The organism is Mesorhizobium sp. M0983, assembly GCF_040318975.1.
Lineage (GTDB): Bacteria > Pseudomonadota > Alphaproteobacteria > Rhizobiales > Rhizobiaceae > Mesorhizobium.
The window spans coordinates 15,460-28,201 of record NZ_JAMYNH010000041.1 but is presented as its reverse complement, the minus strand read 5'-3'; the positions used below and the strand labels follow the sequence as shown (position 1 = coordinate 28,201).

General features: G+C 56.5%; 11 protein-coding genes. 5 read left to right on the top strand and 6 right to left on the bottom strand.

Annotated elements, in window-relative coordinates:
* From NKH71_RS32245 to NKH71_RS33595, 3 genes are all read left to right on the top strand, one after another.
* Positions 1-498 (top strand): NAD(P)/FAD-dependent oxidoreductase (locus NKH71_RS32245; RefSeq protein WP_352896265.1); only part of this gene is annotated, 498 nt, incomplete at its 5' end.
* Positions 499-799: 301 nt separating this feature from the next.
* Positions 800-1,204 (top strand): transposase, encoded by a 405-nt coding sequence (locus NKH71_RS32240; protein ID WP_352896262.1) that lies wholly within the window; start codon positions 800-802, stop codon positions 1,202-1,204.
* A gap of 770 nt (positions 1,205-1,974) precedes the next feature.
* Complete coding sequence (locus NKH71_RS33595; protein ID WP_502900448.1) at positions 1,975-2,136, top strand: hypothetical protein; 162 nt, start codon at positions 1,975-1,977, stop codon at positions 2,134-2,136.
* Here the strand turns inward: NKH71_RS33595 and NKH71_RS32230 are convergent, their stop codons facing one another.
* The 5 genes from NKH71_RS32230 to NKH71_RS32210 form a co-directional block, all read right to left on the bottom strand.
* The gene (locus tag NKH71_RS32230; RefSeq protein ID WP_352896259.1) at positions 2,137-3,090 is read right to left on the bottom strand and encodes an alcohol dehydrogenase catalytic domain-containing protein; all 954 of its coding nucleotides are present in this window, start codon (positions 3,088-3,090) and stop codon (positions 2,137-2,139) included. It lies immediately after the preceding gene.
* Positions 3,091-3,156: 66 nt separating this feature from the next.
* Positions 3,157-4,713 carry an aminotransferase class III-fold pyridoxal phosphate-dependent enzyme gene (locus NKH71_RS32225; RefSeq protein ID WP_352896256.1) on the bottom strand — a complete coding sequence of 519 codons (1,557 nt, stop codon included), beginning with the start codon at positions 4,711-4,713 and terminating at the stop codon, positions 3,157-3,159.
* 191 nt (positions 4,714-4,904) lie between these two features.
* Positions 4,905-6,254: an aspartate aminotransferase family protein gene (locus NKH71_RS32220; protein WP_352896253.1), complete on the bottom strand. Its 1,350-nt coding sequence runs from the start codon at positions 6,252-6,254 to the stop codon at positions 4,905-4,907.
* Between the two features lie 296 nt (positions 6,255-6,550).
* Positions 6,551-7,834: a CaiB/BaiF CoA transferase family protein gene (locus NKH71_RS32215; RefSeq protein WP_352896250.1), complete on the bottom strand. Its 1,284-nt coding sequence runs from the start codon at positions 7,832-7,834 to the stop codon at positions 6,551-6,553.
* 354 nt (positions 7,835-8,188) lie between these two features.
* The gene (locus NKH71_RS32210; protein ID WP_352896247.1) at positions 8,189-8,485 is read right to left on the bottom strand and encodes a CoA transferase; all 297 of its coding nucleotides are present in this window, start codon (positions 8,483-8,485) and stop codon (positions 8,189-8,191) included.
* Between the two features lie 424 nt (positions 8,486-8,909).
* Between NKH71_RS32210 and NKH71_RS32205 the strand changes: the two genes are divergently transcribed.
* Entirely contained in the window at positions 8,910-10,043 is a 1,134-nt protein-coding gene (locus NKH71_RS32205; protein ID WP_352896244.1) for a CaiB/BaiF CoA transferase family protein, read from the top strand.
* A 306-nt stretch (positions 10,044-10,349) separates the two neighbouring features.
* Here the strand turns inward: NKH71_RS32205 and NKH71_RS32200 are convergent, their stop codons facing one another.
* Positions 10,350-10,598, bottom strand: coding sequence for a hypothetical protein (locus NKH71_RS32200; RefSeq protein ID WP_352896241.1), 249 nt, complete (start codon positions 10,596-10,598; stop codon positions 10,350-10,352).
* A 1,134-nt stretch (positions 10,599-11,732) separates the two neighbouring features.
* Here NKH71_RS32200 and NKH71_RS32190 point away from each other — a divergent pair.
* Entirely contained in the window at positions 11,733-12,329 is a 597-nt protein-coding gene (locus tag NKH71_RS32190; protein ID WP_352896238.1) for a hypothetical protein, read from the top strand.
* The last annotated feature ends 413 nt before the right edge of the window (positions 12,330-12,742 follow it).

The window sequence follows — 12,742 nt, the reverse complement described above, 5'->3', positions numbered from 1 at the left end:
CCGCTCGGCGAAGAACTCGCTCATTCGCTGATCCCGAGCGACATGTGCGTCGAGGATGCCCGCTATATCCTCGACTATTTCCGACTGTCAGCCGACAAGCGGATGATCTTTGGCGGCGGCGCCGTTTATGGTGGCACGGATCCGGCCGATGTGGTGGCGAAGCTCCGGCCCAACCTCGAAAAGGTCTTCCCACGGCTCAAGGACGTGGCGATCGACTATGCCTGGAGCGGCAATTTCGCGCTGTCCTTCACGCGCGTGCCGCAGATGGGGCGGATCGGAGCGACCATATATTTCGCCCACGGCTGTAGCGGCCACGGCGTCACCGGATCGCATCTTTTTGGCCGCATCCTAGCCGAGGCGATCGACGGCGATACGACGCGCTTCGATTTCTTCGAAAAGCTGCCATGGTATCCATTCCCAGGGGGTCGAATGTTTCGGGCGCAATATTCGACGCTGGGGTCGTGGTGGTACATGTTTAGGGATGCGGTCGGATGCTAGCGGTAGCTCTCCGGATCAATGGTATGGAGTCAAAAGCTTCCTTCTGCGGCACGATCGTCGATTCCCGGGCAAAGGCAATCTGGGGTCATAGACACTGGCGCGGGCTCTCGGAGCAGACCTTTCCCTTCCCTCACCAGCAGTTTGTCTACGAGGAATACAAGCGCCGCATCCATGAACTCCAAGATCGTTGCGAAAGGCTAGAACAGGTCTTGAAGTAGGCTGCAGTCGAATGGCCGATGGCCCCTGTTGTCGAGGCACTGCAAGCTCTGCGCGGCATCAAGTTCATCGCGGCCATTACGCTGTGGCTGAGATCGGTGATCTGCAGCGCTTCGACAACCCAAAGCAGCTCATGGCCTGGATCGGATTGGTTCCAGCCGAGCATTCCAGCGGCAAGCGCATCAAGCGCGGCGAGATCACGCGCACCGGCAACGCAGCCGCACGTTCCATGCTGATTGAATCGGCATGGCATTATCGCTTCCCTGCTCGTGAGGGCCAGGCGCTGCGGGAGCGCAGCGCCAAGATTCCCGAACGTATCCGCTCGATCGCATGGAAGGCGCAGCTTCGTCTCTGCGGCAAGTTCCGGAGATTGGCGGCCTCGGGTAAGCGGACCGTCAAGATCGTCACCGCAATCGCCCGCGAGCCGGCCGGGTTCGTCTGGGACATAGCACGTCAGTTCCCCTCGCCTGTCGGAGAGGCACGAGGGTAGCGCGCGGAGGGCGAAGCTGGTCGGGGTTGCGGAGCCCGGAGCGCGCGGGCAGCAAAAACACGGAGGTGACGAAGGAATATAAAACAGGGACTTGGCTGGCGTGCTGCGCGCCCTGATTGACGCGGACAATCCTCGCGGCGCGGGGCAGGGAGTAACCATGCCCGCTCAAATTGAAGGGGGACGGTCCACGACGGAAAAGGGTCGTGCGGTAGCCAATCCACGAATGGGTGCTTGATCAATCGTCGTCAGACAACAGGTGCGCAGCATACCAGCCCGGTCCTCATCAACAAGCTTGCACCCGGCAGTTGCCGGATGCCACTATCGCTATGCGCACACACAGTCGTGATCGTCATGGGAGCGCCGTAGCGAGCGTGCGGCTTGGTGGCCCGTTACACCATCTAACAACCCTGAGCACGCCCTCAACACGTTGAAACACCAGCGCTTTCAAATTCGCGGTGTTTAAGTTGGGCCTGACGTCGGCAACCGAGGACGAGCTCGTCGCGCAGGCCGCGAAGACCCAGACCGTGCGTTCCTTGCGCGTCTGCACGAACTACTGCCTTGGGAATGGAAGCGGCTGCGCGAAGCCGACAAGCCCGCCGATCAGCAGGCCGCCTGACCTCCACGCAACGCCATCACAGAGCCCGCCGCGCCCACGCGCGTGCGCCAATCAAGCGGCCTTCGTCGTATGCGTACGACGCTGACGCGGCTTCACCTGGTTCTGCGACCGGTTCCCGGTTCGCCGGTTCGCCCCCTTCCGGCGGACGAGCGCTGTGTTCCGCAACCGGCATGTGGCTGGCGCGGTGTTGCAGACCGACTATGCCGGGCAAACGGTGCCGGTGATCGATCCGGCGACCGGCGCACAGCTGGGGGGCAGGCTTGACCTGTTATTCAGCGTCTTCGACGCTATGATTATGGTTTATAACCATAAATAATCATTCCATCGATATTATCTTCTTATTCTCAGGAATAGATTCGTAATCAGTGAATACCTTGTCAATATTGCTGAGGGGGTGGAAGCTGAGAAGGTGATCGTGATCCGGTCTCCAACTCCTTTTCATCAAAGCAGCTGCCCTAACGAAAGAATCACCATGTCCATTCAGGTGGACGAAGTAGATGTTAGGCTGCTTCCATGGGAGCCTGTCGGGGATAGCCGGCTCATCGGAGTGGTACCTACTCACGACAATCAGCCTGCCGAGCTTCGCCAACCGAGCGCAGCCATGAAGGAAGCCATCCGAACTGCCGGTGGCTTCGAAGACTACGTTGAACACACGGTCATCGGCGCTGTCCAATATCTTAATCCGGCTCGGATAAAGATCCTTTAAGGCGGCCATCTTGGAGTGCGCCTTGTCATAGATCCATATTTCTCCAGTTTGTGTCTCAAGGAGATTGAAGACCAGTAACGTGCCGATACCGCCGGTGCCGAGTACAAGTGTGGCCTCGTCAGCTAGCGTGCATTTGGAGATGTCCGCAGCATTAATCGCGACGGATAATGGCTCGATCAATGCCCCTAGATGGCGGGATCTGTATTCCGGAAGTTTAAGAAGGTATGAAGCTTCTATATCGATGAAATTCGCATAGCCTCGATTTGAGTACCGATTTATCGTCGCCCTCTCACACAAATGACCAGCACCTATCCTGCAATAATGGCAGGAACCGCATCGATAATTCGGATCAATCGCCACAAAATCTCCCGCCTGATAGGGCCTGACCTGGTCTCCGACCGCGACGATAGTGCCGCAGTGCTCGTGACCGAGACTGATAGGATAGCCTTCATCGCGGTGGCCCACATAGAACGATCTATCTGTCCCGCAGACCCCGCAGAATTCGATCCTTATTCGAACGAAGTCTGGGGGGAGGTCCTCGCTCAGCGCATCACACGTCAGCATTAAACGGCGCGGAGAAACAAGGCGAGCGACACTGTTGGGTCGTAAGGGCATATTGTTTTCCCTGTGTTATCGTGACGAGAGGCTTTGAAGCGCATCCCGCGCAGCATCGACAGTGATTACTATGTCGTTGGCGGAGTGCGCTGCGGACAGGTACCAGAGGCCTTCGGGCGTGATCCGGACCCCTCGATCCTGCAATGCGAGGTGCCATGCGCGTTGGAGGCTAAAATCTAGACCTTCGGCTGCCGAACGATGGTTGATGACCTGCGTGGACGCGGCCCTGAAGGCTGTAGTGACTGCGCCTGGGCTCGCCCGAACTAGAAGAGGTAGCTGGGTTTGCCCTGCTAGGTCTCTAAGGCCCCGCTCGAGCAATGCTGCGTAGTGATGTATACGCTGGAGCTTTGCGCCGGAACTCGCCGCAAGGAGGGTCAGATGCCTCAAGGCCCCCGCGACGGCAGGCGGATAGGCATTATAGGTTCCTGTGTGCACGGTATTGGTTTCGACGAGTCGCTTCATAAAATCCCTTCGACCAGCAAACGCAGCGAGACAGACGCCTCCGCTTAGTGCCTTTGCAAACGCACTTAGATCTGCGGCGACGCCAAAGTGCTCTACAGCTCCTCCGAGCGAAGTACGAAAGCCGGATTGGACCTCGTCGAAAACCAACAGCGCACCGTTCGCGTCGCATTGTTCTCGAAGAAACCTGAGAAACCCTTCGAACGGGTGGATATTGCTCCAGAAGCCATTGAACATAATTGGCTCGGCAATGACCGCCGCAACTTCTCCACGACATTTCTCAAAGGCATTTGTGACTGCTTCCGGGTCATTCCATTCGACTGCCAATATGTTCGAGGCATCAGAGGAGGGCTGGCCGAGAGACATCGGCACGGGTAAAGATGGACCCTCCGGGCTGGCATTCACGCCCGAAAATCCCCAGGCTATGCCATCATACCATCCATGATAGTGGCCGATGAATCTGATAATTTTCTCTCGACCAGTTGCCGATCGAGCGAGTCGAATGCAAGCATGTATTGCCTCTGAACCAGAATTGCAAAACCTGACCATTTCGGCATTGTTCACAAGAGAGCAAATTAATTCTGCAAGTTCTATCTCTGCCTCTACCTGACCTGCAAAAAATTGGCTCACTTGAAGTTGACGGTATATCGCATCTATGAGCTCTGGTTCGCCGTGACCAAGGATCAGTGGTCCCCTGCCCAACACGTAATCAATGTATTCGTTGCCATCCACATCCCACACTCGAGCACCATCACCTCGAGCGTAGTAGAGGGGGAATGGCGCCCAATTCGCTCGATTTCCGCTCGAAACACCTCCTGGGATGACAGCCCGCGCTCTCAGGAGGAGAGCTTTGGATTGAGTATACGAATTGCTCATTTTGCCTCCCGATGGCCAGAAAATAAAGCGCACGAAGTTCTCAAGGCGGAAGAACAGGATTTGCCCTGAAGCGATGGATGTTGAACAAGGCGGGACACCACGAAGGCTCCTCCAGACCAGTACCCTGTTGCATTCGTAGGCGATGCACCATTCACCGAGCGAATTGCAGGTTTTATCTAGGAAATGACATGCAAGATAAACATATCTTCCAGGATATTTTTTGCTTATTTTGTGCATGGCAGCTGGAGCCAGAAATTTGCAGCTTGAATATTTACACCTTTCTGTCATCGAGCGAACTGCTCGGAATACCACGCCTGGCGCTTGCAAGGGCACTGTACAGTAATGAAAGCCAAGGGATCATGCGAGCAGACGGCATGGGCAAGCTCATCCTGATCGACCGTATCGTCCTCACGCCAAGGTCGTCTAAATCACGCCGCTTCGACCATCTGGGCGGCTTCACGAACGCCCGTCACCATTTCTTCGACGTGGTCTATAGACATCGGAGTGGATAGGCACAATTGGCACGTTGGCGAGACGATTACATCTCTGTCCTGTAGAGCCCGAACGAACATGTCCATTTTTCTTTGCTGCTCGGCCGCTGCGTGGGCCTCACGGTAGCCTTTGGGAGCTTCAGCGCGCAGGTGTATGCGGAACATCGATCCCATGCCGGTCACGGAGTATGGCAGGCGATTCTGACGAAATATCTCGTTCAGCGAAGCGCGGGCATATTCGCCCAAATGTTCGAATTGTTGAAAACTTTGCTCTGACAGAGATTGCATTGTCGCAATGCCTGCTGCCATTGACATCGGATTTGCACTGAAGGTGCCGGCCTGAGGGACGAGGGGCTTACCATTCGTCGAATCAAAGGGAAGCATGAATCGCGATGGGCCTCCGACCGCGCCGATTGGCAGGCCGCCACCGATGATCTTAGCAAAGGCACAGAGATCCGCTTCGAATCCAAATCGGCTTATGCCGCCGCGATACGATAGCCGAAAACTCATCACCTCGTCAGAAATCAGAACGATGCCATGACGGGCCGTGAACTCGCGCAGAAAGGCAAGATAGGTGGGGTCTATGGGAACCAATCCGGCACGTTGCGGAAGGATATCTATTATGACCGCTGCGAGCTTGTCCCTGTTCCGTTCGAGAATTTCTCGGGTTGCTCCGATCTCGTTGAATGGCAATACGACCGTGTCGGCGGCAAGGGACTCAGAGATTCCCGCACTATACGGTATCGCGTTCGGCACCGACCGGGGTCCCCAATTTGACGGCGCAGAATCGAGGCTGACTTCAATCGCATCATAACCCCCATGAAAGGCGCCTTCGAGTTTGGCAATCTTCAGCCTTCCCGTTAAGGCACGCGCTGCCTTAATAGTATACATAACCGCTTCAGTCCCGGAATTCACGAAACGGACCTGGTCAAAGTAGGGGACCCTGTCACAAAGCAGTTCGGCAAATTCAACTTCCAGCTCCGTTGGGCCGCTGAAGCTTATGCCCATTTCCAATTGATGATGAAGCCTGTCCAACACCGGTCGACAGCCGTGGCCGTGGATCAGGGCGGTAAAGTTATTCAGGAAATCGAGATAAGTGTTTCCATCAACATCGACGAGATGAACCCCTATGCCTTTAGTGAAATAAATTGGGTGAGGACGTTGGAATATAGTCAGACGAGCATTCCCTCCAGTTATGACGCGCTGCCCGCGCCCGAACAGTTCAGCCGAGCGGAAGAGGTTTCGCCCCGTTAAATCATTGTTTCGGTGAATGTTCGATGACGACATGGCTTACCTATCTGCGTAACTATCTTCGATTCAGTCCTTGAGGAAAACAAGAACTAGCGATATTAGACGGAATGGCCCGAAGCGACACCGGTATCGGCGCAAAGCTACACGACCGGATCCAATGTCTTCCGCAGTCACGATCCAAAGTCTAATGAGCGGAGAGGCGATGATCACGTAAAAGTTCTGTTGCAAGACTGGGAACAAGAAAACACACGGAACGGCAACAGGAGGGCAGTCTCTCATAACGACATTTCCTCGAATGGTGAGGTCCTGATGTTGCATCTCAATTTGCATTGCTATTTCCGATCCTCCGGGCTGCCGGGAACACGAATTGCGCCGCCGGCAATCAGCGCATCGATGCGCTCTTGATCGATGCCAGTCTCCTGCAGAACCTCGACCGTATGCTCGCCCAAATCGGGCGCAGGGCGATCAAAGACGAGCGACGAGCCGGAGAGCTTCAGGGGCTCTAGTATGACACGATAGCGGCCCCCGTAGCTGTGCTTGACCTCGCGGACTAGTTCGTTGGCCACATCGGGATCCGCCAGCGCCTGATCGATGCTGCGTACAGGGGCTAACAGGATACCAGTGGGTGCGAGGCGCGTAACCGCATCATCGCTTGTCAGCTGAAGCAGCCGGTCTGACAAGATACCGGCGATCTTGTCCCGGTTTGTCCAAGGGCCCTTCCGCTCCAGCAGCGGTAAGATCTGGTCGCTGAGGCCCAACACGGCGGCAATATCGGCAAGGGATTCGGGGTAAGCCACAACAGCAATCGCCCCGTCTAAGGTCGAATAGATGCCGTAAGGCGCCGGCTGGTGACTGTGGCTAATGCCGTTTCTGCCTCTACTTGCCTTTTCCTGTGCGTTCAGCGCATAGCTAGACTCCGATGCCAACAAGTGAAGCGCGCACGACATCATATCCACGCGCACCCATTGACCAAGCCCTGTATGGTCGCGCTGGCGCAACGCCGCCTGAATGCCGATAACCGCCTGCGATGCCGTATAGGTATCAACGATATAGGCGCCGGCGGGAATGGGCGGCCCACCGGCTGGCCCGCCGAGGCTAGCGATGCCGGACAGGGCTTGGATAATCAGATCCTGCCCCGGCTTGTCGCGGCTGGGACCGGCCGGATCGTAAGCCGCGATCGAGCAATAGATGAGGCTGGGGTGTTCGGCAATAAGTTTGCCGCTGCACAATCCCATCCGCTTTAAAGCCCCCGGCCGGAAATTCTCGAGAATGACATCCGCCTGGGAGATCATCTGGCGGATAATCGCCTGTCCGTCCGGCCGTTTCAGATCAATAGACAGTGAACGCTGGTTGCGATTTAGGCCCAGGAAATAAGGACTGGGTGCGTCGGGAGCCGCCGTCGACTCCTTGATCCCCCTACGCTGATAGTCGCCACTCGGAGCCTCTATCTTGATGACCTCCGCCCCAAGCGAACCGAGATACTGCGCCGCGATTGGCCCCGCGGCATAGTGCGTGAATGCCAAGACGCGAATACCGGTCAGTGGACGCACGTCACTGTCCAGCGCGCGGGCTTTCGCTCCTCTACCAGCCGTCACTTTGGCTTTCCTGGCACCCATAACTTTCTCCTGCGTTGCCTCGCAACCTGGATGACTCGACGCCCCAAGCGCGCTCTAATTCAGCGCGCAAGCGGTTCCCCGCATATAGATCCAATCCGTTAGGACGGGGTCACTTTGCAAACTCAAGTGCCCTGATAGCCTGAAGTCGCCCTCACGAATGTGAAAGTTCATTGAATTCTTTGTTACGTCGCGGTGTCGAAGTACATTAATGACTTTTTGCGTGCCATGGCGACCGAACAGCCGCAGGCCGTTCAAGGTTAATCCAATTCAACATGTTGCGGTCTTTTACGAACTCTTATCACTGTCGTAACATCGATTGCGGTAAGCTCGGCGCTCACAGTGTGTTCAACATTATTAAATGGAGCTTCTCGTGATCGGATCACCACTTGAAGGAGTGAGCGTGCTAAAGAGGACGAAAATTTCGGGAATGGTGTGATCGACCAACCGATTAAGCCGATGGCACGCTGAAGTATCGCCTCGGGGTGCGTCCGCAGCCGCAGTCGGCTCCTTGATACCGTTACGCTGATAGTCACCGGTCGGAGCCTCGATCTTGACGACATCCGCCCCAAGAGAACCAAGATACTGCGCCGCGATCGGCCCCGCGGCGTAGTGCGTGAATGCCAAGACGCGAATACCTGTCAGTGGACGCACGTCACCATCCTGCGAGTTGCCTTTCGCTCGGATCCCCCTTTCCCTCCCTTACCGGCCATAACTTATCGCCTGCATTGCGTCGCGAGCTCGAATCTAGATGACACGAGGCGCCTGCCGAGGCGCGCATTGGTGCCGATCGGTCGTACCCAAACCGTTGAGGACGCGGCCACTTGCAAACTCAACTCCTGTATAGCTTGAATTCGTCGTCACGAATGTGAAGCTTTATTTAATTCTCTGCTACGTCGCGCCATCTGAAGGACATTCATAGCAACTCGCGTTGCCATGGCGACCGAGGAGCAGCAACCTCGTCACCATCGATCGCAGAACTTTTCTTCACGAAATCTTGTCACTGTTGTCACATCGAACCCGCTACGATCCGCTTCGTTAGATTGGTGGCAACGTTGAAGATTGTCTGGAGCTTCTCATGATCGGATCACCACTTGAGGGAGTGAAAGTTCTTAGTCTCGCGGAACAGTATCCTGGGCCGTATGCAACCCTGCTGCTGGCAGACTTAGGCGCAGATGTCACCCTCATCGAGAGGCCTAACGGTGGTGATCCCGCTCGCAAGCTCAAAAGCCTCTTTTCCTCGCTGAGCCGCAACAAGCGAAGTGTTGTCCTCGATCTCAAATCAGCGGCCGGCCAGAAATCGTTATTCGAATTGAGCAAAACTGCGGACGTCCTCATCGAAGGCTATAGGCCCGACGTAATGAGAAACCTCGGATTGAGTTACGCAGAGCTCAGCCCAAAGAATCGCCGTCTGATATATCTCTCGTTGACCGGCTTCGGTCAGAATGGCCCTTACCGCAGGCGCCCGATTCACGACCTCTCCTGCCAAGGCCTGGCCGGGGTTCTATTTCAGCAGCATCGAACTGGACTCATTGAGAAACCGTTTCAATTGCCCGTCGCCGATCTCGCCTCGGGTACACTTGCGGCATTTGGTGTGGTTTCGGCTCTATTTGCGCGGGAGCGAACCGGGCACGGCTGCTACATCGATCTCGCTATGACCGATAGCCTGGTATCATGGATGACCGCATTTCACTACGCGACTTTAAACGGAAGACCAATGGCAGAGGTGTACGAGGAGGAACCAGCTTATGGGACATTCGTTTGTGCAGACAATAAGATGATTACGCTGAGCATCGCTAACGAAGATCACTACTGGCAAGCTTTGTGTCAAAGTATTGGTGTGGCACATCTCGCCTCGGCAAGCCATCAGGACCGCGTGGAACACGCGGCTGACTATCGCGCGCAACTTGCCGCCGCGATCGCAAAGCAAACACAAGCCGCGTGGGCAGATCTTTTCGACGCTGTTGAAATTCCTTGGGGGCAGGTGCATGACCTAAATGATGTGGCAAGAGATCCACAGCTGCGCACACGAGACTTATTTGTCCGGCTTGGCCTCGAAAAAGGCGGTGAATGGCACGTGAACCAACCGCTCCGATTCGACTGTTACAAAACCGGGATTCGGATTCCCCCGCCGGAACTCGGTGAGCACACTCAAGAAATTCTGTCCCGTTGCAAGTCAAGCGCGAACACGCCCCCTGGAGAGAGCAAATGAGGAATTAATCTGTCGCAGTCTGCCTGGCAGGCGCTGCTGGCCTTGTGGTGTCGACCAGCGATGATGCCCGGGAAGTATCTGCGAATGGCCCGGCCCACGTGTGAAACAGGCCCCTCACGGACGACGAAATCCAACCCAAATTCACGCATCTCGCACGGGAAAGTCCGTGGGGGCCATCAGCAAGACACTGTGTCAGCTGATCGATTTCGCTCGCAATGCTCACAAGCGCCCTCCGATTGGTCGCTGAACGCTGCTTGGCCGACCCATCCAAGCCAGCTTGCCGCACGGCAAGGCGACAGCTAAAGCTTATGCCTGTGGCAAAAGCTCGGTGTCGAGACGATCGGTCTTGGCGCGCCGGTGCTCACGCGACACCGCAACGCTGGCGGGGTGGATGGCATAGGCCTCGATGTCGCGCGCCCACAGCCAACGTGCCAGCCAAAAGCCGTCGCCGGCCGCCTCATAGGCGACGGCGATCCGCTTGATCGCATGCCCGGCCCGGCCGGCCTCCTCGCGCCAGCGCTGCAGCAGCTTCAACAGTGTATGGTGAGTCGGCATCGATCTTCTTGAGGGGCTGGCGCTCGAGGCCGGGTACGAGCGCGGCAATCAGCCATTTCGCCTTGCTCATTTCGATGACGGCGATGACCGTGTTATCCTGTTCAAGAGCGTAAGGGACCGGCTCGCGTCAAAAGACTGCGACATCTGGTGCCTCCTTCGGATGGTGGATCCAACAGCGCCGAAGGATGCCATACCCTCGCCGCTCGCCCGATAGCATCTACTCCCTGGGACACGATCGCAATCCTGGATTGCTTGCTCCATCCTTGCATCGTCATCACCATCCGAGGCGACAGTTACCGCCTGGGTGAAAAGGGTCGTGCCGGTATTCTGCAAAAGCGCAAAAGCCCGGCATAATGCCAGAACAATCAACCGCAACCGCCACCCAATTAGGGCCAGTTCTCCATCTCCCCCAAGCAAGCGATGGGGCCGTCGTCAAGGCAGCGTGGGAGGGCCGGCGGGGTTCCACCGTGCTCAGCGTCACCTTCAAGCCTCACACGGGCGATATCCGTGAGGCGCGCCGGCCTTGAATCGGTCGGGCACAGCCCGACACGAGATATGGTCAAAGAGACCCGGCTAAGATTCACGTGGGAGCCGTCGCCTTAACTGATGTGAAGCTCGGGCGTCGTCGGCGGCACGCCAAGTCCATGACTGACCACCCTGTCGAGCTCCCCGAGCATCTTTCTGCAGATTCCGACGATTTACCGGTCAGCATCCGATCAAAAGCCGGACGCGATTGGATTTGGTTTCGTCTCGGAACCACTGTCCGGAATCATTGGAATACGAATCTTTACAAGCGCCACCGCTTTCCCCAGGTGGTCACAGCCCATAGCGTGTAGCCCAATTGCCGCTTTCCTTAGGCGGACAATTCCTCCCAGGGAACGGAATTCACGCGCTGTTCACCCACACTCCGCCCTGTCCGAGGTCCGACGATGTCGGATACGCGACTCGCAAGCCAGATCTATCACCCTGATTTAAACTGTTTTCTTGTTTGGCATGGGAGATGCACGGTCATCCGCAAATGCGTCGCCGACTGAGGAGAAATCGTCCCATGATTACGCTCACCGAAAAATACCGCCGTCGCGGGTCTCCCGATTGCAGAACGAGCCAAGACGACGCTCGCGTAGGCCTGGCAGCATGAAGACGGTTGCTTGTGTCCTCCGCTCGGGCGGCGAATTCGAGCCGCGCCATGTTGTTCGCCTGTTAGACCAGGTGAACGCGCATTTGCCCGGCGCCAAGTTCCATTGCTTCTCCGACGTCGACGTGCAGGGCGTTGAGGTAATACCGCTTCAGCACGAGTGGCCGGGCTTCTGGGCGAAGATGGAGCTGTTCCGGCCAGAACTTCCCGACGACTGGCTGTTTTTCGATCTGGACACTTCGATTGTCGGCAGTCTCGCGGATATGGCGGCGGTCGAGGGCCCGGTGATCCTGAACGAATGTTACTGGCCGGGGGGCGTTGCAAGCGGCATCATGGCGATCCCGCACTCGATCAAGGCGGCGGTATGGGAGGCCTTTACAGCCGCACCCGCGGACCACATACAGCGGTTCGCTATCGGCGGCGATCAGGCGTTTCTTGGGAGTTGCCGGGGAGTCGATTGGCGCCTGTGGCAAGACATCTGCCCCGGTCAACTGTGTTCCTACAAGATAGACGTTCAGCGCCTCGGCCACGTTCCGGCCGGCGTCCGCGTGGTGTATTTCCACGGCAAGCCCAGGCCATGGGAGGTAGGTTGGTGAAACCATTCGAGCGACGTGGCAACGCAATCATCCGTCGCCTCATTTTACCTAATACCAATTCTCACAAGAATGGCTGTGAACCGTTCGCAGCCTCTATTATACTGAGTTCGGAGGGCAGGAATGTGACGGATCTTGAACAAATCAGGACGAAACTCAAGCGCAGCCAACAGCACACTTTTCCACTGTACTTACATGAGTTCGGACTGGAGTTGACTGTAAACGAGGGTGTGCTTTCACCACATGAATTCCAGAGTTGGCGTTGGTATACAGAGAATTTTCCTCCTGTTGCCGGGAAACGTATCCTGGAGATCGGCGCGGCTTCGGCCTCCCTGGACTGTACCTCGCGAAACTCGGCGCGTTGTCCTTGGCTGCTTGTGATATCGATCCTAGGGCGGTCGCGAACACGTTAGAAA